19 protein-coding genes are annotated in these 19,543 nt (G+C 69.3%); 9 read left to right on the plus strand and 10 right to left on the minus strand.

Annotation, left to right across the window (positions count from 1 at the left end):
• Nucleotides 1-64: 64 nt before the first annotated feature.
• Nucleotides 65-2,230, minus strand: a complete 2,166-nt coding sequence (locus QHF84_RS34450) for a thioredoxin domain-containing protein (RefSeq protein ID WP_281317755.1) — start codon at nt 2,228-2,230, stop codon at nt 65-67.
• A 203-nt stretch (nt 2,231-2,433) separates the two neighbouring features.
• On the opposite strand from QHF84_RS34450, the gene QHF84_RS34455 reads away from it, so the two are divergent.
• The 3 genes from QHF84_RS34455 to QHF84_RS34465 are packed head-to-tail and all read left to right on the plus strand — an operon-like array spanning nt 2,434 to nt 5,211.
• Nucleotides 2,434-3,375, plus strand: coding sequence for an MbnP family copper-binding protein (locus QHF84_RS34455; RefSeq protein ID WP_281317756.1), 942 nt, complete (start codon nt 2,434-2,436; stop codon nt 3,373-3,375).
• Nucleotides 3,376-3,379: 4 nt separating this feature from the next.
• The gene (locus QHF84_RS34460; protein ID WP_281317757.1) at nt 3,380-4,588 is read left to right on the plus strand and encodes a methanobactin export MATE transporter MbnM; all 1,209 of its coding nucleotides are present in this window, start codon (nt 3,380-3,382) and stop codon (nt 4,586-4,588) included.
• Entirely contained in the window at nt 4,585-5,211 is a 627-nt protein-coding gene (locus QHF84_RS34465) for a hypothetical protein (RefSeq protein ID WP_281317758.1), read from the plus strand. The genes QHF84_RS34460 and QHF84_RS34465 overlap by 4 nt, the downstream gene beginning before the upstream one ends.
• A 6-nt stretch (nt 5,212-5,217) precedes the next feature.
• On the opposite strand, the gene QHF84_RS34470 is transcribed toward QHF84_RS34465, so the two are convergent.
• Both QHF84_RS34470 and QHF84_RS34475 read right to left on the minus strand, forming a co-directional pair.
• Nucleotides 5,218-6,747: a glycosyltransferase family 39 protein gene (locus tag QHF84_RS34470; protein ID WP_281317759.1), complete on the minus strand. Its 1,530-nt coding sequence runs from the start codon at nt 6,745-6,747 to the stop codon at nt 5,218-5,220.
• 14 nt (nt 6,748-6,761) lie between these two features.
• Nucleotides 6,762-7,883, minus strand: a complete 1,122-nt coding sequence (locus QHF84_RS34475) for a M14-type cytosolic carboxypeptidase (protein WP_281317760.1) — start codon at nt 7,881-7,883, stop codon at nt 6,762-6,764.
• Nucleotides 7,884-8,003: 120 nt separating this feature from the next.
• On the opposite strand from QHF84_RS34475, the gene QHF84_RS34480 reads away from it, so the two are divergent.
• Nucleotides 8,004-8,984 carry a hypothetical protein gene (locus QHF84_RS34480; protein WP_281317761.1) on the plus strand — a complete coding sequence of 327 codons (981 nt, stop codon included), beginning with the start codon at nt 8,004-8,006 and terminating at the stop codon, nt 8,982-8,984.
• Between the two features lie 4 nt (nt 8,985-8,988).
• On the opposite strand, the gene miaA is transcribed toward QHF84_RS34480, so the two are convergent.
• Nucleotides 8,989-9,942 (minus strand): tRNA (adenosine(37)-N6)-dimethylallyltransferase MiaA, encoded by a 954-nt coding sequence (miaA, locus tag QHF84_RS34485; protein WP_281317762.1) that lies wholly within the window; start codon nt 9,940-9,942, stop codon nt 8,989-8,991.
• A 78-nt stretch (nt 9,943-10,020) separates the two neighbouring features.
• Here miaA and QHF84_RS34490 point away from each other — a divergent pair, with 78 nt between their 5' ends.
• On the plus strand, nt 10,021-10,875 hold the full coding sequence (locus QHF84_RS34490) for a phosphatase PAP2 family protein (protein ID WP_281317763.1): 855 nt from the start codon (nt 10,021-10,023) through the stop codon (nt 10,873-10,875).
• Here the strand turns inward: QHF84_RS34490 and QHF84_RS34495 are convergent, their stop codons facing one another.
• Nucleotides 10,876-12,321: a cytochrome P450 gene (locus tag QHF84_RS34495; protein WP_281317764.1), complete on the minus strand. Its 1,446-nt coding sequence runs from the start codon at nt 12,319-12,321 to the stop codon at nt 10,876-10,878. It lies immediately after the preceding gene.
• A 58-nt stretch (nt 12,322-12,379) separates the two neighbouring features.
• On the minus strand, nt 12,380-13,084 hold the full coding sequence (locus QHF84_RS34500; protein WP_281317765.1) for a hypothetical protein: 705 nt from the start codon (nt 13,082-13,084) through the stop codon (nt 12,380-12,382).
• 209 nt (nt 13,085-13,293) lie between these two features.
• Between QHF84_RS34500 and QHF84_RS34505 the strand changes: the two genes are divergently transcribed.
• Nucleotides 13,294-13,722 carry an STAS/SEC14 domain-containing protein gene (locus tag QHF84_RS34505; protein ID WP_281317766.1) on the plus strand — a complete coding sequence of 143 codons (429 nt, stop codon included), beginning with the start codon at nt 13,294-13,296 and terminating at the stop codon, nt 13,720-13,722.
• A gap of 63 nt (nt 13,723-13,785) precedes the next feature.
• On the opposite strand, the gene QHF84_RS34510 is transcribed toward QHF84_RS34505, so the two are convergent.
• The 3 genes from QHF84_RS34510 to QHF84_RS34520 all read right to left on the minus strand — a co-directional run bounded on the left by QHF84_RS34510 (nt 13,786) and on the right by QHF84_RS34520 (nt 15,223).
• A complete protein-coding gene (locus tag QHF84_RS34510; RefSeq protein WP_281317767.1) occupies nt 13,786-14,022 on the minus strand; it encodes a hypothetical protein in 237 nt (78 codons plus the stop codon).
• A 227-nt stretch (nt 14,023-14,249) separates the two neighbouring features.
• Nucleotides 14,250-14,771: a hypothetical protein gene (locus tag QHF84_RS34515; RefSeq protein ID WP_281317768.1), complete on the minus strand. Its 522-nt coding sequence runs from the start codon at nt 14,769-14,771 to the stop codon at nt 14,250-14,252.
• A complete protein-coding gene (locus QHF84_RS34520; protein ID WP_281317769.1) occupies nt 14,768-15,223 on the minus strand; it encodes a hypothetical protein in 456 nt (151 codons plus the stop codon). The genes QHF84_RS34515 and QHF84_RS34520 overlap by 4 nt, the downstream gene beginning before the upstream one ends.
• A gap of 127 nt (nt 15,224-15,350) precedes the next feature.
• Here QHF84_RS34520 and QHF84_RS34525 point away from each other — a divergent pair, with 127 nt between their 5' ends.
• Nucleotides 15,351-16,220 (plus strand): serine/threonine-protein kinase, encoded by an 870-nt coding sequence (locus QHF84_RS34525; RefSeq protein ID WP_281317770.1) that lies wholly within the window; start codon nt 15,351-15,353, stop codon nt 16,218-16,220.
• Nucleotides 16,221-16,266: 46 nt separating this feature from the next.
• On the opposite strand, the gene QHF84_RS34530 is transcribed toward QHF84_RS34525, so the two are convergent.
• Entirely contained in the window at nt 16,267-17,196 is a 930-nt protein-coding gene (locus tag QHF84_RS34530; protein ID WP_281317771.1) for an esterase-like activity of phytase family protein, read from the minus strand.
• Between the two features lie 72 nt (nt 17,197-17,268).
• Here QHF84_RS34530 and purN point away from each other — a divergent pair, with 72 nt between their 5' ends.
• Nucleotides 17,269-17,934 (plus strand): phosphoribosylglycinamide formyltransferase, encoded by a 666-nt coding sequence (purN, locus tag QHF84_RS34535; protein WP_281317772.1) that lies wholly within the window; start codon nt 17,269-17,271, stop codon nt 17,932-17,934.
• A 13-nt stretch (nt 17,935-17,947) separates the two neighbouring features.
• A complete protein-coding gene (locus QHF84_RS34540) occupies nt 17,948-19,543 on the plus strand; it encodes a phytoene dehydrogenase (protein ID WP_281317773.1) in 1,596 nt (531 codons plus the stop codon).

The following is a 19,543-nucleotide window of genomic DNA, read 5'->3' on the forward strand; positions in this document are numbered from 1 at the left end:
CTGACGGGGGCACGTCGCGGGGCGGGCCACGTCGAAAACGCGACGCGCGCCCGCCTCGCCGGGTTTACTTCGCTTCCTTGAGCGCGAGGTCGACGACCTTCTTGAACTTCCCGAGCGGCTGCGCGCCCGAGACCAGATAACCATTGATCACGAATGCGGGCGTGCCCGTGATCCCGACGTCCTCGCCGGCCTTGATGTCCGCGTCGATGAGCGCCTTGTACGTCTGGCCGTCGATCGCGGCGAGGACCTTCTGCACGTCGAGCCCGAGCGCGGTCGCCGTCCGCTCGATGCTGGCGCGGTCGAGCTGCGTCTGGTCCTGGAAGAACGCGTCGTGCATCTTCCAGAACGCGTCGTTGCCCTTCTGCTTGTACGCCTCCATGGCCGCGAGCGCCGCGGGCATCGCGTTCTTGTGGAACGGCAGCGGCTTGTTTCGCCAGACAAACCGGAGCTTGCCCGGGTAGGCCGCGTCGAGCTCGGCGAGCGTGGGCTCGACCCGCTTGCAGAACGGACACTCGAAATCGGAGAAGATCTGCACCGTGACCTTCGCGTTCGCCGGGCCCTTCGTGGGATTGTCCTTCGTGAACGCGGGGATCGCCTTCACCTTCTCGGGCGGCGGCGGCGTCTTGCCGTCCTTGATGATCGTGTCGTAGAGCTTCGCCGCGGGCGTGCCCTTCTTGACGAGCGCCTCCGCCTTCGTGATCTCCTCGTCGATGAGCGCCTTGAACTTGTCGATCGGCTGCGCGCCGACGAGGCGGCGACCATTGATGAAGAAATGCGGCGTGCCGTTCGCCTGCACGTCGTCGGCGAGATTGAGGTCCTGGTCGATGCGGTCCTTGTACTTCTTCTTCTCGATCGCGTCGCTCGCCTTTTTCAGGTCGAGCCCGAGGTTCTTCGCGATGCCCTCGAGGTCCTCGGGCCCGAGCTTGCCGTTCGCGGCGAAGATGAGGTCGTGCGCCTTCCAGAACCCCGCGTCACCCTTCTGCGCGCGCGCCTCGAGCGCGAGCTCGGCTGCGGGCTCGGCGTCCTTGTGGAAGGGCAGGGGATTGTTCTTGTACACGATCCGGAGTTTGTCGCCGTAATCGCGAGTGAGCTGCTCGATCGTGGGCGTCACCCGGACGCAGAACGGGCACTGGAAATCCGTGAACATCACGAGCGTCACGAGCGCCGTGTTCTTGCCCCGCACCGGCGAACCGTCGACGGGCACGCGCCAGACCGTCGTCGGATCCTCGGCCTGGCTCGGCGCCGCGCCGGGCCGATCCGCGGGCTTCTGGTAGTTCTTCGCCGAGAGCACCGCATACACCTTCTCGGGCGCGGTCCCGCTCGCCGTCGTTTTGCGCGCGGTCGCGATTTGCTCGTCGATGATCGCGCGGAACTTGTCGATCGGCTGCGCGCCGGAGAGGTGCACGCCGTTGATGAAGAACGCGGGCGTGCCCGTCACGCCGATCTTCTTGCCGAGCTCGATGTCCTCGTCGATTTTCTTGCCGATCTCGCCGCTCGCGAGCGTCGCGTCGACGGACTTGCGCGTGAGGCCGCGCGGCAGCGAGCCGTCGATGACCTGAGGGTCGATCCGGCCCGCGAAGAGCGCGTCGTGATAGGCCCAGAACCAGGGCGCGCCCTTCAGCTTGAACACGGCCATCGCCGCCTCGGCCGCGGGGCGCGCGTTCTTGTGGAACTCGAGCGGGAAGTTTTTCCAGACGATCCGGAGCTGGTCCTTGCCGTAGATCTTCGCGAGCTCGGCGAGCGTGCCCGCGGCGCGCGAGCAGAAGGGACACTCGAGGTCGGAGAACGCGACGATCGTGACGGGCGCCTTGGGGCTGCCCCAGCTCGGATCCGCGGCCGTGACGGGCACCGGGCTCTTCGCGCCTTCCCCGGTGTCGACCTCGTTTCCGCCGGTCCAGGTGCCTGCCTCGGCCGGGGCGATGGTGCGCACGGGGAAGCCGCCGCCGATGCTGTCGTCGTTCGGCCCGCGGCCGGAGCCGCCCACGGCGATCCGCTCGCCGTCGCCTTCGCCCGCGCCGCGAGCCATCGCGCGGGGCGCGCCTGCGCCCTTGTCGGCGCCCTCGGCGCCCTTTTCCACGTCTTTTCCAGCGGAGGCGGTGTTTGCGCCCGGATCGGCGGTCCCCTCGGAACCGGCGCCGGGTGTCGCGGCCGGGGGCGGAGGCGCCTGGCCGCAGGCAAATGCGGCCGAGAGGGCCGTCACGAACCCGATACGGAAGAGCTTCACGAGCATGGCCGGCACCCTACAAGAAACGCGGTCACGACGCACGCGGGTTGCAAGCGGATCCCCGTGGCTTCAACATCCCCGAACGGTTACGTCAATGTCGCTGCCGCGCACCGAGGAGAGCCCAGATCCTGCTGGCATGGGGGATGCATCAATTTGTCGCATTGCCTGGACGCGGGAACGGGTACATGGCTCTCGCACGGAGGTACGACATGGCTTCTCGATTTGTGACTTTGCGTGGAACGTGGCTCGGCATGGCACTCGTCGCGGCGCTCGCCGTCGGGTGCGGTGACGGCAGCGCGGATGGAAGCGGCGGCGCGGGTGGCAGCGGCGGCGCGGGCGGAAGCGGCGGAAGCGGCGGAAGCGGCGGCGCGGGCGGCGGGCCGGCGCTCATGGACGTGGCGATCGCGTTCGAGGGGCGCGTCGGGAACCAGGTCTTCGATTGCACAGATACCTACACCTTGGGCAGCACGAACACCGAGGTGCAGATCACCGATTTTCGGTTTTACGTGCATGACGTACGCCTCGTGCGCAAGGACGGCAGCGAGTTCCCGGTCGAGCTCACGCAGGACGGGCTCTGGCAGCACGAGGATCTGGCGCTCCTCGATTTCGAGAACAAGGCTGGCGCCTGCGCGAACGGCACCAGCGAGACGAACACCACGATCAAGGGTCGGGTGCAGGCCGGGAGCTACCAAGGCATCACGTTCAAGGTCGGGGTGCCTTTCAAGCTGAACCACGCCGACGCGGCGACGGCGCCTTCGCCGCTCAACCTGAGCGCGCTCTTCTGGAACTGGAACGGCGGGTACAAGTTCATCCGCGTGGACGCGGCGCCCACGGCGGGCGGCGGGGCCTTCAACGTGCATATCGGCAGCACGGGGTGCACGGAGGACGCCTCGGGGGTCGTCACGGCCTGCGACCGGGCGAACCGCCCCGAGGTGCACCTGACCAACTACGATCCGCTCAGCGGCAAGTTGGTGGTCGATTACGCGGCGCTCGTCGCCGAGAGTGACCTCTCGCAGAACGCGGGCGGCGCGCCGGGCTGCATGGCGGGCAAGGACGACCCCGAATGCCAGGCCATTCTGGGCCGCCTCGGCATCCACGTGGATGACGGCTCCGTGCATCCGGACGAACAGAAGCTCTTCGTGATGGAGTGAATCCATGAAATACCCCTCCCTCCTCATCGCGGCCGCGCGCGGGCCTCTCGTTGCCCTCTTGCTCCTCGGCTCCTTCGCCGGCTGCGGCGGGGAGGATGGGGGGCCGCCGACGCCCGCGCCGGAGATCCCCGCGGCCTGGGATTTCGGCCTGCCCGCGGGGTATCCGAAGCCCAAGATCCCCGCGGACAACCCGATGTCGGCGGACAAGGTCGAGCTCGGCCGGCGCCTGTTCTACGACAAACGTTTGTCCGGGAACGAGACGCAGAGCTGCGCGTCGTGCCACGACCAGAAGCTCGCGTTCACGGACGGGCGCGCGGGCGGGCTCGGATCGACGGGCGAGGTCCATCCGCGGAGCTCGATGTCGATCGTGAACGTGGGCTACCTGTCCACGCTCACCTGGGCAAACCCGCTCATCACGAAGCTCGAAGAGCAGGCGCTCCTGCCGCTCTTCGGCGAGACGCCCGTCGAGCTCGGGCTCGCGGGCAAAGAAGACGTGCTCCTCGAACGATTGCGGGCCGAGCCGATCTACAAAGCGCTCTTCCCGAAGGCATTTCCGGACGAGGCCGATCCCGTGCGGCTCGAAAACGTGGTCCGGGCGATCGGCGCGTTCGAGCGCAGCGTGGTCTCCTACCGGTCGGCCTGGGATCGGTACAACTACGGCGGCGATTCGAAGGCGCTGTCGGAGGCCCAGAAGCGCGGCAAGGACCTGTTCTTCTCGGAGAAGCTCGAATGCTTCCATTGCCACGGCGGATTCAATTTCTCCGACTCCGTGGTGCACGACGGGAGCACGTTCACCGAGACGATGTTCCACAACACCGGCCTTTACAACATCGGCGGCACGGGCGCATATCCGGAGGGCAATCGAGGCATCTACGAGGTGACGAACGTCTCCACGGACATGGGCCGGTTCCGCGCGCCGACGCTGCGCAACATCACGCTCACGGCGCCCTACATGCACGACGGGAGCATCGCGACGCTCGGCGAGGTGCTCGACCATTACGCGGCCGGCGGGCGTACGATCGCGGAGGGGCCGTACGCGGGCGTAGGGAGCACGAACCCCTACAAGAGCGAGCTCATCAATGGCTTCGTGTTGACCGAGGAGGAGAAGGCCGACGTGCTCGCTTTCCTCGCGTCGCTGACGGACGAGGCGCTGCTCACCGATCCGCGTTTCGCGGACCCGTGGAAGCAGGACAGCGCGGGAGGAATGCCGTGAAGAGAATCGGACGAATCGCAGGAATCGTGGCGCTCGCGGGCGCGGTGTTCGTCGGGACGAGCGTGGGCGCATGCGGAGGCGGGACGGAGAACCCACCCGCGACGAACGAGCCCGATTTGACAGGCGTGATCTACGCGGGCGCAGCGACGGACGAGGCGCTCGAAGCGCTGCTCCTGGCCGCCCCGAAGACGGATCCGGCGCAAGCCGCGGTGGTCGACACGCCGGCCGCGGGCGCGACGCTGCCGAAGGACGTGCCGCCGACGATCGAATGGCACGTGGGCGGCTCGTCCGCGGCGCGTGAGCTTTCGGCCGGGGAAAGGATCACCCGGGCCGCGAAGGCGATCGGCTCGTTTTTCGGCCCGCGCGAGGCGTGGGCGCACGGGGCGCCGGTGAACGGCCGGGCGTATCTGCTCGTGTTCTCGACGCCGAAGAGCCCCGAGCTCGTGCGTGTTTTCACGACGGAGCTCTCGTACACGTTCGACGCGGGCACGTGGACGAAGCTCGCGCTTACCGGGGAGCCGGTCACGCTCGTCGTGACGAATGCGATCTTCGAGGACAATCGCGTCGCGCAAGATGGTGGGCCGTTCACGGGGGAGGCCGTGACGTTCTCGATCGGGCCCTGAGCCCCGTCACCGCCTCTGCGCCCCCGGTCGCGGGTAAAACACGCTCCGCGGCCGCGTCCGCATCCCCGTCACCGGGAAGAAATCGTTCCCCCCGAAGAGCGGCGGGTCCTTGTCGTTTCGCTGGTAAAACAGGTTGATTTCTTTTTTGTAGAAATCCGTGTCCGGGATGACCGCGCCGAAGCGCTGCGTCTTCAGCGCCTCGCGCAGCTCGTCCCGGAGCGCGATGCCCGCCGGGCCGCCGCCGATGCCGAGGATGTCCTGCATCGCCATTTCATGCGCGAACGTGCGCTTGCCCGCGAGCGCCGGCAGGTGGCCATGCGCCGGGACCCACACGTCGCCGGGCAATTCGCCGAGCCTTTTCACGAAGGCGTGGCCCGCTTGCTCGTCGCTGCGCGAGGGCACGAGGCGGCGAGGATCGTAGATGACGCACGCGAGCTGGAGGGCCGCAATGCCGAACGCCGCGGCGCGCAGGCGCGCGCGGAGGGCCTCCGGCGCCTGGCCGATGCTCTCGAGGGCCGTGGCAATGCCGAGGCCGAAGAGAATGGCGAGCACGGCGAACGCCGGCATGAGGACGTTCGGCCAGCCGCCCGCGTGCAGGCGCCCGCCCCACGAGGTACCGAGCACGCCGGCCGCGGCGAAGAACCAGAAGAGCCGCGCCTTGCGCGCGCCCTCGCCCGAGGCCGCGAACCAGTAGAGCGCCGCCGCGAACGAGACCGCGAGCGGCGCGAAGAGGTCCTCGATCCAGTAATCTACCCACATCGCCGGCACGTTCGGGTGCTGCGAGGGCAAAAAGAAGACGTAATAGCGGAACCAGCCGCCGTGCAGGCGATCGAGCGCGAAGATCGAAAGGCCGATCGTGCCGAAGAGCGCCACGCCGAACCCGAGCCCGCGCTTCCAGCCGTCCGAAAAGAGCGCATACACAGCGAGCGGCGCCGCGGCCACGAGCATCGATTGTTTCGTGAGGAACGAGAGCAGGAAGAAGGCCACCGAGAGGAGCCGAAAGCCCAAACCCTCGCGGAAGCGCAGGACGTAAAGGCCGAGGAGCAAAAAGAGCAGCGCGAGCGAGTCGACCCGCGCGATATCCATGAAGGCGACGCTCTCGCGGTACGTGCCCGCGAAGAGGCCCGCCGCGAGCACGGCGGAGAGGCGGCTCTTCGTCTCGCGATGCACGAAGAGGCCGATGAGCGCGAAGCAGCCGAGCGAGGAGAGGAACGAGACGAGGCGCAGCGAGAAAAAACCGAGGCCGAAGACCTTGCTCGCAGCCGCAGAGACGTAGAAGTAGAGCGGCGTGTAGATGAAGGGGACGAAATCGATCGTGGGGCGGTCGTAGAGGCGTTTGCCCGACAGGATGTGGCGCACGTGATCGACCGCGCCGCCCTCCATCCATTCGAGCTCGAATGGATACCGCAGGTGCAGGACCGCGAGCACGAGATAGATGCCGAGGTACGCGATGGCGCCGACGGCGACGAGCCAGGGCAGGCCGCGGCCGAGGAAGGCGGGGAGGCGCCGCCAAAGGGGAAGGAGCCGAGCGAGCATCGAGGGGCGCTACCCTAGCGCAGCACGCCCAAAGATTCGAGCACGGCCTCGAGCGAGGAGCGCCCGAGCTCTTCGGCACGATCGGGCCCGAAGCCGCTCCGGCCTTCCTTGAACGGCATCTCGATCGTCAGCGACAAGCAATCGAAGCGCTCGCCGACCCAGTTGTTGCCGATGCGCAGATCCCCCTTGCCCGGGTCGTCCGCGCCATAATCGAATTCGGAGGAAAAACCGCCGTCGCGCCGGGCGAGGCTCCGCGCGAAGCGTCGTTCGAGCTCGTAGAGGCGCTCGGAGTAGCCAGGGTTTCCCGCGCAGCCGATGGCGAAGGCGAGGTCGGCGTGCTCGTCGCCGTGCACGTCGAGGAAGAGGTCGACGCCGGCCTGCTCCATGACGCTGCGCACACAGGCGATCTCGGGGCTCGTCTCGCGGCTCGGCGCGTGCCATTCCCGATTGAGATCACGCCCCGCCGCGTTCGTGCGAAAATTGCCGCGTGTGCTGCCGTCCGGATTCACGATCGGCACGACGTACACCACGGCCTCCTGGAGCAGCATGTCCGTGACCGGGTCATCCTCGGCGAGGAGCCGGACGAGCGCGCCCTCGACGAACCACGAGCCCATCGTCTCGCCGGGATGCTGGCGCCCAGCAATCCAGAGGCGTCGCTTGCCCGGGCCTTCCTCGCCGAAGACGACGAGGTGGATCGGGCGGCCCTCGACGCTCGCGCCGATCGGGAGGACGCGCGCCCGCGGGCTGCGATCGACGACCGAGAGGAGCGCGCCGAGGCGCTCCAGCGGATAGGCTGCAAAATACGAATAATGAACCGTGTCGTGCTCGGGGCGGTGCCGGAGGACGAGGCGTCGGCCGTCGAAATCGGTATGGACGCGGAACCATCGTTCGAGATCGTACGAACCAAGCGCGCGGTAGCCGTGGAAGGCGTCGGGGTGCATGGCCTGGCCCGCGTCGGTGATCGTGAGCTCGACGTCGCGGCCGCGCGCGCCGCGAACGCGGAAATGGAACCATTGCCGGATGCCGGCGGCGCTGTCGGCGCGCAAGGAGAGCTCGGCCTCGGCCCCGTGGCGGTGGCCGGTCACGACAATGCTCCCGCCGCAGAGGTCCGCGTCGACGTGCATGAAATGCATCATGCCACGAACGGCGACGGCGCGGGGAATGATCGTGGGCGGGATGCCGGTTCATCCCGGCGGGCGGCGAAGAACCCCAGCGCGCGGGGGCCTTTCGCCTATACTTCGCCGCGGAGAGGTCGAATGGGGAAGAGCAGGACCGGGATCGACAGCAGCGCAGGCTCCATGCCGGAGCCGACGACATGGGCGCGGGCCGTCGTCCTCGGGACGGGGATCCTCGGCGTGAGCCTGACCGAGCGCACGCTCTCCGCGAAGAACGTGGAAGAGCTCGGGCGCAGGGTGCTGGAGGTCGTCCGCGCGATCCTGCCCTCGGCGCGCAAGCTCGTCGAGGTGCTCGATGCGCGCGCGACCGAGCTCGGGCTCGATCACGACTGCGACAGGCTACGCACGGCCCGGAGCGCGCGCGCGCTCTGCGAGGCGATCGCCGGCAAGTCGCTGCGCGAGGCGCGCGAGATCGTCGAGGCCCTCGCCGCCGCGCGGCTCGAGACGAGCTCGTCGGCCGTGCAGGCGAGCCTCGGCGCCGCGGACGACTCGCTCGAGACGCTCGACGATCCGCTCGTGCTCGGCGTGCTCAAGCAGCTCGCAGGGCGCGAGAAGAGTGATCTTTCGGCGTCCAAGTATCTGCGCGAGGCACGCTCGATCCTGCGGCAAGACGAGATGCGGCGGTCGCTCTCGGTGGAGCTGCGCATGGTGGCGGGCGCGGCGCAGGCGTATCTCCTGAGCGGGACGCCGAGCGCCGATGGAGCGCCCGTGCACGTGCCCGTCGACGAAGGTGGGCTGCCGAAGAGCACGGTGCTCGCGAGCGTCGTGGCGCCCGCAGAGGTGCGCATCGAGGGGTCGCGCGGGACGCCGCCGCCGAGCGCGACGCGGGCGCGCACGGAGACATCGAAGCGCAAGTCGCTCACGCAGACGCTCGCGTCGGAGGGCGTCGTGCCGTTCACGCGGGTGAGCGTGGAGCGGCGGGGATCGACGCCCGATCGGAAGAGCGCGCGCGCGATCGTTGCCGAGGCGGTGCGCGAGGCGGAGCTGAAGCTCGAAGCCTCGCGGGGGCCGGCGCTCCTGTCGCTCGTGATCACGCTCGACATCAGCGACAAGGGCGCGTGATCGATCAGGCGTCGAGCGTGACGTAGAGGACGGGCTCGTCGCGCAGCCACGTGCGCTGCCGGCGCGCGAAGACACGCGTCGCGCGGACGATCGTGTCTTCGAGCTCCTCGCGCCGGAGCTCATCTTCGAGGTGCGCGCGGACCTGCTTGTATCCGACCGATCCCATGGGCCGCGCCGACGCATGGCCCGCGTCGAGCAGCGCGCGCACCTCGTCGATCCAGCCGGCTTCGAGCCACTTCGCGACGCGCGCGCGGATGCGCTCGTCGAGCGTCTCGCGCGGCCAGGCGACGCCGACGAAGCGCGCGTCGTGGCGTTTCTCGCGGAAGCCGTGCTCGGCGAACCACTGGCTCTGCGGCTTGCCCGACAGCTCGTGGATCTCGAGCGCGCGGCTCACACGGACGAGGTCGTTCGGGGCGAGCCGCGCGGCGCTCTCGGGGTCGACCCGGGCGAGCATGGCGTGCAGGGCCGCGCGTCCCTCGGCCTCGGCGATCGCCGAATGGCGCGCGCGGATCGTGGGGTCGGCGGGCGGCGCGGGGGCGAGGCCGTGGACGAGGGATTTGACCCAGAGGAACGTCCCGCCGCAGAGGATGGGCAGTCGGCCGCGGCGCTTGATGTCCTCGATCGCGCGCTCGCCGAGCTCGGCGAAGGTCTGCGCGTCGAGGGGCACGAGCGGGTCGGCGAGGTCGACGAGGTGGTGCGGGGCGCGCGCGCGCTCCTCGGCCGTGGGTTTGCCCGAGCCGACGTCGTAGCCGCGGTAGATCTGGACGCTGTCGGCGCTGATGATCTCGCCGCCGAAGCGCTCGGCGAGGCGGATGGCGAGCTCGGTCTTTCCGCTCGCGGTCGGGCCGACGACGACGAGGAGCTCACCCTCGCGCGGCGGCTCGATCGTTTGCCACGACGGAGCCGCGCGGGCGGGTTCGCTCGGCTCGTCGGCTTCGCCCGGGGGCGGGGCGTTCATGGTATCGTGATCGTTCGGGCGCATCGTTCGGGGCTCGCGAGGGGACGCGGGCGAGGGGACTTCCTGTAGCATCTCCGGATGTCCTCCATGCCGCGCTTGCTGCTTTCGTTCGTGTTCGTCGCGTCCCTCGCCGCGCCGGGGGTGGCTTTGGCCGAGGAGCCTCCGCCCGTCCGACCGATGATGCAGGTGAACCTGCCGATCGATCTCACCGTGATCGGCGTGGGCGGCGCGGCGTGGATCACGACCGAGGCTCTGAAATCGAAGATCGCGCCGGCGTCGTGCCGGTGGTGCAGCCCGCCGGGGTTCGATGATTCGATCGCGCGGGCGGTGCACTGGAGCGACATCAAGACGGCGGCCCGGCTCAGCGACGTCGGGCTTTATGGGCTCGCGCCGCTCGCTGCGTTCGGGTTCGACGCGGCGGTCGTGTACGCGACGGGCGGCACGCTCGCGGAGTGGGGGACGGACGCGCTCGTCATTCTGCAGTCGATGGTCGTGGCCGCCGACCTCACCCAGATCGTGAAGTTTTCCGTGGGGCGGGCGCGCCCGCTGCTCGAATACGGCACCGTGGCCCCGGACGAACGGGACAACCGGGACAATAACCTATCCTTTTTTTCCGGACACACCTCGTTCACGTTCTCCGCGGCGGTCGCGAGCGGGACGGTGGCCACGCTGAAGGGATATCGCGCGGCGCCCTTCATCTGGGCCACGGGGCTCACGATCGCGGCGGCGACCGGATATCTGCGAATGGCCGCGGACAAACATTATTTTTCGGACGTGATGGTCGGCGCGATCGTGGGATCGGCCGTCGGGTTCGTGGTGCCGTGGCTGCACCGGCCGACGACGAGCAAAGACGCAGGAGCGCGGCTCTCGGGGATGATGGCGAGCCCGCTGCCCGGTGGCGGGCCGCTCGTGGGCTTCAGCGGGATCTGGTGATCAGGCCGCGGCGCGCCTCTTGCGGACGCGGAGGAGGACGGGTCTTTCGGGCCGGAGGGCCGTCCCGTAATCAGGGCCGATCGGCGCGTCGCTCACGGGCTCGAAATCGAAGCGCTGGGCGATCTGCGCGAGCAAGAGCTCGGCTTCGAGCGTGGCGAAGTTCGCGCCGATGCAGATCCGCGGGCCGGCGCCGAACGGCATGTAGGCGCCGCGCGGCCGCTTCGCCTCGTTCTCCGGGGAGAAGCGCGCCGGATCGAATCGCTCGGGGTCGGGGAAGATCGCCTCGCGCCGGTGGAGCGCGTGAATCGGGACGATGATCGATGTCAGCTTGGGCAGGTGGTATCCGCCGACCTCCACGGCCTCGACGGCGACACGATCGATCGCGAACGCCGGCGGATAGAGCCGCAGCGCCTCCCGGAAGACGCCGCGCGTGTATTCGAGCCGGAGAGCGTCCGCGGCTGTAGGAGTTTTTCCGGACAGGCCGTCGACCTCTTGCTTCCAGCGGCGGTAGACCTCCGGATTGCGCGCCAGGAAATAGAGGCACCAGGTCGTCGAGGTCGCCGTCGTCTCGTGGCCGGCGATGAAGAGCGTCATGGCCTCGTCGCGCACCTGGCGATCGGTCATGAACGAGCCGTCGACCTCGTCGCGCGCCGCGAGCAGCCGCGAGAGCAGGTCGGGCCGCTCGCCGCCTTTCTGCCGGCGATCGGTGATCATGCGCTGGATGCGATCATCGACGGTCCGGATCGCTGCGAAGAGCTTGCGTCGTTTGGCCGTGGGCAGCGGGACGGGCTGGTGCAGGGCCTCGATGGTGGCCTCGCGGGCGCGGGCGAGCGGCGCGGGGAGATGTTCGAGCTGCAAGAGGAGCTGGGCGATCGTCGCGCGCACGAAGATCGAGACGCTCGCCGTCTGCTCGCCGAGGTAATCGAACATCGTCCGGACCGCGGCGCTGATCTCGTCGGACTCGTCGAGCGTGTCGGCGTCGAAGAGGACCTTGGCCGCGACGCCCATGGTGATGCGCGTCATCTCGCGCCCGGCGTCGATGATCTCGCCGTCCCTCCAGTCGTCGAGGCAACGCGTGATGACGTCGTTCATCATCGGCGCATAGCCGTCGATCGTGCGCGGGTGGAAGAGGGGCGCCATGAGCTTGCGGTTCTTGCGCCACGGCTCGCCCTCGCTCGTGAAGAGGCCACGGCCGGCGAAGGGGTAAAACATCATCTTCGTGGCGAGGCTCTTCTCGAAGGACTTCTGCTTCTCCACGAGCGCTTCGTGCGCGAGCTCGGGCGAGCAGAGGACGACGAGCGGGAAGTTGAAGAATCGAATCTGGCCGAGGTCGCCGAGCTCGCGCGCGAGGCGGAGGAAGATCGCGGCCTGCGTGGTCCGGAACTCCGTGGCGTGGCCGGAAAATGTTTGTCCGGATAGGACAGGAATGTCTTCGACCGTCTTCAAGGCCCACCTCCCGCGTGCGCCGCAGCCCGCACCGCGGTAGGAGCGGCCCCGAGGCGCGTCAAGGGGCGCGGCCGTGTTTGACGTCGACGACGATCCGCGGAGGATCCCGGAGCTCGAGCACGCGATACCGATTCGGCGAGCCGACGCCGAGCACCCAGGTGAGCTCACCCTCGAAATCGCACGTGGGCGCGAGCTGGAGCAAGACGGGCAGCTTCGGGCGCTCTTCGACCGGGCTCAGCGTCGGACGGCCCGCCTCGTCGTGCGCCCGCGCCGGCGTCATCCGGACGCGGAGCCAGCCGTCGCCGGCGAGCGTCACGACGTCGCCCGTGCCGCAGCGGCGGACGGGTTTGTCGATGTACTCCACGCGGTAGCCGGGCAATGCGCCCGAAAACTCGAAGACGACCCGATCGAATGCCGCGTGGCGGCCGGCCCGGACGGAACGCAGCTCGACGGTGTGGACCTCGGGGATCTTTTTTTCGATGGCCGCGGCCGTGCCCTCGAACGCTTCCGGCGCGGTATCGCCGGGCTCCTTCGTCCCCTCCGTCGGGGCGGCGGGCTTCGCGGGCGTCGCCGCCGGCGCCGCCGGCGCCGCTAGCTCCGCGGCCTTCGGGGGCGGCTGCGCGGGCGCCTCGGGTGCGCTCGGCGCGCTCGGCGCGGCCTTCGCGGCTGCGCCTTCGGCGGGCGTTTTCGTGGCGTCGGGCGCGGCGTCCCGGCAGGCGAAGAGCATCGTGCTGGCGAGCAGGAGCAGGAAGGGCGTACGCATGGGGCTTGCTCCGTGTCCGTTTGGCGCAACGGGTCTCGGCGCAAGGGCCTCGGGTTGCGCGCCGCGGACGACGTCGGCGGCCCGATTACAATGGGCGCGCCCGTACGTCAACGCGGTTGGCGCGGGGCTTGACACGGTCGCGACGCGGGGCTCATCCTGTACCCGTGGGCAATACGCCCGCAATCGGCTTGTTTTTCCTTCGGGATCGCATGGCATTATCGAATACGGACTGGGAGACGTTCGGGGAGCACGTGGTTCGCTTCGAGGCGCCGGACATCGTGCACATCCGGAACGTCGGCGACATCGCGCTGGAGGACATGCAGCGTATGTTCGAGGCGATCCTCGGGGGGGTGGCGCAAGCGGGGGGTCGGGTCTTCTGGCTCGCGGACATCACGCGGATGGGGCACGTGCGCGCCGAGGCGCGCAAGCTCGCGATCGAATCCGACATCACCAAAAACCTTTTGGGCACGGCGATTTACGGGGGCAACTTCCAGCAGCGCGCGATCTCGAACCTCGCGATCAAGGCCGCCCGTGTGCTGAACCCCAAGAGCGTCGCGACCCCGTTCAAGTTCCTCGCCACCGAGGCCGAGGCGCGGGCGTACGTCGAGGCGATTCGGCGCAATGTGCAAGGAACATGACGGGGCGCGATTTGCCCCGTTCGTTGCGTGAAAAATCCCCCCCGGGATGTGAAGGGCCGTCGATCAGTATCGACGTCCGGGGCGGCCTCGATCCTCGAGGAGGCGGGCCGGATCGGGCGCGTCCGAGGGGGACGCGCTCGACGTCTGCAGGCTCTCCGAAGCGGAATGCCGGTTCGAATCCACGATCCACGAGGCAACGCCGAGCAGCACGGCGCTGAGGAGAACGAAAGCAGCGACGGCTGCCACGATCATGGGCATGCGAATACGAACGCCGTCGAAATGATGCATCGCGAGCGTCACGAGGACCTCCTGATGTGAGGGCGGATCGAAAAAAAGAAGCGCCGGGGGCGCTCTCCGCGCCTGCACCCGACTCCCCCTCGATGAACCGCCGATGGGTCACGCCGCCCGTCGCCGAGCCGCGTGTTGTTCTTCGTTGGAACGGCGCACAGATTACCGCATGCGCGCGCCATTTCCAGAGAAATGAGGCCCTGGATCGGACAGGTAATGTCCGAGTGCGGGGATGTGGTTTACTCGATGCGGTGGGGGCGCTGGCTGCGGAGGAGATCCGGCAGGAGGAGCGCGAACATCGCGGTCCGGCGGGTGCGCGGGGTGAGCCCCACGGCGCGCAGGGGCGTCCCGGAGCCGACGACGCGGCCCTCGGCGTCGAAGCGTAGCACCTCGGGCTCGGCGTCGGGGAGGCGATACGTCGCCGTCCCGTCGGCGTCGATGATCAGCGCGCCCGCGGGCACCGAGACGCTACCGTCGGAGCTCAAACGAATTTGGAGCGTGCCGCCGAAGTCGACGAAGGTGCCATTGGGATGAAGGGTGCCGAGCGCCTCGCCACGCTCCACGAGCAAGCCGTTGCGGTAGAGCACGAGGTACGGCTCGTCCCCGCGGAGCACGCGAAGCTCCGCGAGCACGAGGTGGTCTTCCGGAGAGGCGTCGCGCGCGGGCAGCGGGCCCTCTGGGGCGCGCGGAGGCGTCGGCGCGGGGGCACAGCCGCCCGCGAGCAGGAGCGCGGCGAGGAGAAGTCGCCGCGTGATCTTCACGGACAAACCACGTTCGGGATGTAATGGACGTGGTAACAACACTCGTCGTCCTGCGGCGGCAAATCGCAGACGACCTGGCGGAACGTAGGCTTGTTGCAGCAGGCCGTGGGGCTCGTCTCGGCGCAGTAGCCGAGCGCGTCCGCGAGGGTCGTGAGCAGGCTGGGGGTCGACGCCGCAGGGGGGCAGAAGTCGCCGCCGTTCATCGAGACGCACGCGGCGATGATCTTGCCGACATTGGGCTCCTCGCCGCACTGCAGGCCGCCGCCGCCGCCCGCGCCGCCACTGCCGGGGCCCGAGGCGCCCGCGCCGCCCGTGCCGCCGCCGCCGGTCTCGCCTTCGGCGTCGACGACGACCTTGGCGCCGCAAGCCGCGCCGAACAGGGTGAGGGCCGCGAGCATGGCGGCGCGGGCGAGGGGATGGGCGGAAAGGAAGTGGAAACGTCGTTCGCGCATGAGGGTCTCCAAGCTGTGCGTCGCGGATAGAGGGTTACTGTAGCCACGGCCCTGACAAGTCCAGCGCTCCGTGTACGATGCCTGTCGGGGCCTCGCCTTGGCCGTGCGGCCTGCGGAGGATCGGCGGATGGTTCAGTTGAACGAGGTGATCGACGGGCAGTACCGCATCCTGCGTCGGATCGGCGAAGGCGGGCATGGAACCGTCTACGAGGCCGAGGATCTCGACATCGGAGCGCCCGTTGCCGTCAAGTTTTTGCGTCCCGAGGTGGCGGAGGCGCCCGAGTTCGCGACGCGCATGCGCAGGGAGGCGCGCGCGATGGGCGCCCTGTCGGGGACGAGCGCGGTGCAGATCTTCGCGCTGAACCGCACGAAGGCCGGGCAGATGTACATCGTGATGGAGCTGCTCCGCGGCAAGGATTTCGAGCGTTATCTCGTCGACCACGAGCGCGACGTGGGGAGGCTGTCGCGGTCCGCGCTCTTCGAGCTGATCTCGCCGATCGTGGACACGCTCGACGTCGCGCACCAGCGGGGGATCGTGCATCGCGACATCAAGCCGGCGAACATCTTCGTGCTGGAATCGAAGGCGCGAGGGCCGGTGCGGCTGCTCGATTTTGGTCTCGTCAAGGTGCTCTCGGTGTCGACGCCGCTCACGCAGGAAGGGCTCGTCGTGGGATCGCCGTCGTACATCGCGCCCGAGGGCTGGCAGGGCCGGCCGGATCGGGTCACGCCCGCGGCCGACGTGTACGCGCTCGGCGCCGTGATTTTTCGCGCGCTCGCGGGGCAAGTGCCATTCCCCTCGGATACGCTGATCGACGTCGTGAAAATGAGCACGCGCGGCAAGCGGCCGAGCCTGCACGCGCTGCGGCCGGATCTGCCGGTGATGGCCGACGCGTGGGTGGAGCGCGCGCTCGCCATCGAGCCGGAGCAACGTTATCCGACGGTGAAGGAGCTCTGGCTGTCGCTCGTGGGGATGCTCGGGCGCGGGGGAGTCGGTTGATTGCGGCGAAATGTGATGGCAGGCGCCGCGCCCTGAAAAACGAGATTCACGGTGCGGAGGGCAACGTCACTTCGAGGAGCTCGTTCGGTCCGGAGACCTTCTCGCCATACTGATTGTCGACGATGAGCAGCGCGTGGGTCTCGTCTTTCCAGACGATGCCCTCGAAATTGCGTTTGCCGTCGTTCGAATGCGGCGCGAGGTCGACGAGGACGCGGGGCGCGATCGGGGTCGTCGTTCCCGGGCCCTTCGCCGGGAGCGTGAACGAGAGGATGCGCGAGACCGCGAAATGGCGCTCGATGGCGAGGACCTCGATTTGATCCTGCCCACGCGCACGGCAATCGAGGCCGGAGATTTTTCCCTTTTCGTCCTTCGTGCTCGTGAGCGACAAACGAAACGCCGCCCGGTCGCCCGTCGCCGGGTCGATACGCTCGATCGGCGCAAGGCGCGTTTTGCCTTCGCCGTCGATCGCCTCTTCGATCGCCGCGACGAGCTGCCCCGACGCCGCGCAGAGGCCCTCGATGCCATGCCCCGTGTCGCACGACGCGCCCCACGCCGAGAGCGGGACGTCGAGCGTGCGCGTCACGCGGGCCGAATCACCTTCGCGCGTGGCGAGCAGGATCCGATCCGCGCCCGTCTTCGAGCAGCCGCCCTCGGTGCCGATCGCGAACGATTCCCCCGAGAGCCACGCGAGCGACTCGAAATCGACGCCCTCGGGCGCGCCGCTCACCGGGGTCTTGCGGACCAAGGCGCCGCTCGGCGAGAGCTCGATGAGGACGGGCTCTCGCTCCGTCATCGTGAAAAGCGCCCCGGAAGGACCAACCGCGAGCGACGAGAGGCCCACGACGTCGGTCCCCGTCACCAGGATCTGCCGTGGTGTCCCGCCGTCTCCAGCCGGGACGGGCGAGGAGCGTGACGACTGGCACGCGAGCGGGACGAACAGAGCCACGAGAAGTGGGCACGAAAAACGAGGTCGCACGCCGCGATGATATCCGGATCGAGCGCGCGGGCGATGCGCGTCCCCCGTTCTTGGCTACCATGCCACGCCCCGATGACCCTCGACCTCGGTGTGCTCGTCTCCGGCCGCGGCAGTAACCTCCAGGCGATCCTCGACGCGATCGCCGCAGGGAAGCTCGACGCGCGCGTCCGCCTGGTGATCTCGAACCGCCCCGGCGCACTGGGACTCGACCGCGCCCGCGAAGCCGGCGTGCCGACGGCCGTGATCAGCCACAAAGATCACCCGGACCGAGCGTCCTTCGACGCCGCGCTCGTGGACGCGCTCCAGAAGGCCGGCGCGTCGTGGGTGGTGCTCGCGGGCTTCATGCGGATCGTGACGAGCGTCTTGCTCGACGCGTTTCCGGGCCGCGTGATCAACATCCACCCGTCGCTGCTGCCCGCGTTCCCGGGCGTCTCGGCGCAGGCGCAGGCGCTCGCGCACGGCGTGCGGATCTCGGGCTGCACGGTGCACCTCGTCGACGTCGGAACGGACACGGGGCCGATCCTCGCGCAGGCCGCGGTGCCCGTGCTGCCGGACGACACGGAGGAGCGTTTGTCCGCGCGCATCCTCGCCCGCGAGCACGAGCTGCTCGTGCACGTGCTCGCCGCGATCGCCGCGGGACATCTCACGGTGCATCCGCCGGCCACGGCCGCGGCGCGGCCGCGCGTGGAGCTTCTCGGCGTCCCGGGCGCGCTCGGCGTCCTCGAGACGGACGATTGAGGGAGAGCGCGTCGTGACCTCGAAGCATTTCGACGTCGTCGTCCTCGGCCGATCGCTCGGCGCGCTGGTGACGGCCGCGCTCCTCGCGCGGCGCGACTTCACGGTGCTCGTGCTCGGTCAGGGCGGCAGGCCCGCGAGCTACAAGCTCGGCGAGCGCACGCTGCGCAGGCGCGCATTCACGATGCTCGCGGCGAGCTCGCCCGCGTGGACGCGCGTGCTCGTGGAGCTCGCGCAGTCGCAGACGTGGAAGCGTCGCGTGGCCCTCGCCTCGCCGATGATGCAGGTGCTCGCGCCGCGGCGGAGGCTAGACATCCCGCCCGACCTCGTGCTCTTCGGCCGCGAGATCGATCGCGAGATGCCCGAGGTGCGCCGCGTGGTCGACGATCTCTACGCGGAGCTCGCCCGCGTGAACGGCGCCGCGGACGAGGCTTTCGAGAGGGACGCGGTCTGGCCGCCGGGCACGTTCTGGGAGCGGCGCGAGACGGGGCGATATGCGGCGATGCTGCCGTACGTGCGCGCCGAGCCGGATGCGGATCTCCTGGTCGAGTTGCCGCGCGGGCATTTCTTCCGGCAGGTGGTGACGTCGTCGGTCTCGTTCGCGACCGACCTCGCCACGTTGCCGCCGCCGTTCGCGGTCGCGCGCCTGCACGGCGCGTGGACGCGGGGCCTCTACACGCTCCCGGGCGGCGAGGACGAGCTCGAACAATTCCTCGTCGATCGCATCGTGGCGCATGGCGGTCGTTGCATGCTCTCTGCCCGCGCGCGGGCGCTGCACCTGCGACGTGGATCGGCCGCAGGCGTGGTCGTCGACGGCGACGAGGGTCCGACGGGCGCAAGCTTCGTGATCACCGACCTCGACGGCGAGGGCCTCGCAGCGCTCTCCGGCGGCGAGGGCATCCACAAGCGCGCCCAGCGCGAGTGGCCGCGGATCACGTCGTCGGTCGGCAGGTTCGTCGTGTCGCTCGTGGTGCGTGACGAAGGTTTGCCCGCGCCGCTCGGCGTCGAGAGTTTCGTTTTGCCCGGCGATCGTCCTGCGCTCCGAAACCCGGCGCGCACGGCCCCGGCCGCGGGTCCTCGTTCGAGCGCGCCGCCGGCCGCGTTGCGCCCGGTGATTCATCTGGAGCGCCACGCGATGCCCGGCGTGCGTGGCGAGTCGCTGCTCGTCGCGGAGGTGCTCCTGCCCGATCGAAGCCCGATCCCGCTGCTCGGCATGCGCGAAGTGGTGCTGTCGACGCTCGCGGCGGAGCTTCCGTTCCTCGAACGTCACCTGCGCGTCGTCGACTCGGTGCACGACGGCCTGCCGGTCTGGGTGTACGAGGACGGCCGATTTCGCCCGGTGGATCGGGGCTCGCTCGCGGGGGCGTCGGCCGCGCCGGAGCCGATGGTCCGGCAGCTCGACGTCGATCCGCCGGGGTATCTCGGGCTCGGCGGCGAGCCGATCCGGGGGCCGATCGAGCGCACGTTGCTCGTCGGCCGCAGCGTCCTTCCCGGCCTCGGGCAGGAGGGGCAGCTCCTCGCGGCGTGGGGCGCGGCACGGCTCGTCACGCGGACCGACCGCCGCAAGGAGAAGATGCGCCGCGACATGTGGAGCAAGGTCGAGATCGGCTGA

This window comes from Polyangium sp. y55x31, assembly GCF_029946505.1.
Lineage (GTDB): Bacteria > Myxococcota_A > Polyangia > Polyangiales > Polyangiaceae > Polyangium.

What these genes read in the sequence shown, in the direction of transcription:
- QHF84_RS34520 (WP_281317769.1), bottom strand. Translation starts at nt 15,223, where the DNA reads ATGCGCGAACGACGTTTCCACTTCCTTTCCGCCCATCCCCTCGCCCGC.
- QHF84_RS34455 (WP_281317756.1), top strand. Translation starts at nt 2,434, where the DNA reads ATGGCTTCTCGATTTGTGACTTTGCGTGGAACGTGGCTCGGCATGGCA.
- QHF84_RS34525 (WP_281317770.1), top strand. Translation starts at nt 15,351, where the DNA reads ATGGTTCAGTTGAACGAGGTGATCGACGGGCAGTACCGCATCCTGCGT.
- QHF84_RS34500 (WP_281317765.1), bottom strand. Translation starts at nt 13,084, where the DNA reads ATGCGTACGCCCTTCCTGCTCCTGCTCGCCAGCACGATGCTCTTCGCC.
- QHF84_RS34505 (WP_281317766.1), top strand. Translation starts at nt 13,294, where the DNA reads ATGGCATTATCGAATACGGACTGGGAGACGTTCGGGGAGCACGTGGTT.
- QHF84_RS34490 (WP_281317763.1), top strand. Translation starts at nt 10,021, where the DNA reads ATGTCCTCCATGCCGCGCTTGCTGCTTTCGTTCGTGTTCGTCGCGTCC.
- QHF84_RS34475 (WP_281317760.1), bottom strand. Translation starts at nt 7,883, where the DNA reads ATGATGCATTTCATGCACGTCGACGCGGACCTCTGCGGCGGGAGCATT.
- QHF84_RS34480 (WP_281317761.1), top strand. Translation starts at nt 8,004, where the DNA reads ATGGGGAAGAGCAGGACCGGGATCGACAGCAGCGCAGGCTCCATGCCG.
- QHF84_RS34450 (WP_281317755.1), bottom strand. Translation starts at nt 2,230, where the DNA reads ATGCTCGTGAAGCTCTTCCGTATCGGGTTCGTGACGGCCCTCTCGGCC.
- purN (WP_281317772.1), top strand. Translation starts at nt 17,269, where the DNA reads ATGACCCTCGACCTCGGTGTGCTCGTCTCCGGCCGCGGCAGTAACCTC.
- QHF84_RS34460 (WP_281317757.1), top strand. Translation starts at nt 3,380, where the DNA reads ATGAAATACCCCTCCCTCCTCATCGCGGCCGCGCGCGGGCCTCTCGTT.
- miaA (WP_281317762.1), bottom strand. Translation starts at nt 9,942, where the DNA reads ATGAACGCCCCGCCCCCGGGCGAAGCCGACGAGCCGAGCGAACCCGCC.
- QHF84_RS34470 (WP_281317759.1), bottom strand. Translation starts at nt 6,747, where the DNA reads ATGCTCGCTCGGCTCCTTCCCCTTTGGCGGCGCCTCCCCGCCTTCCTC.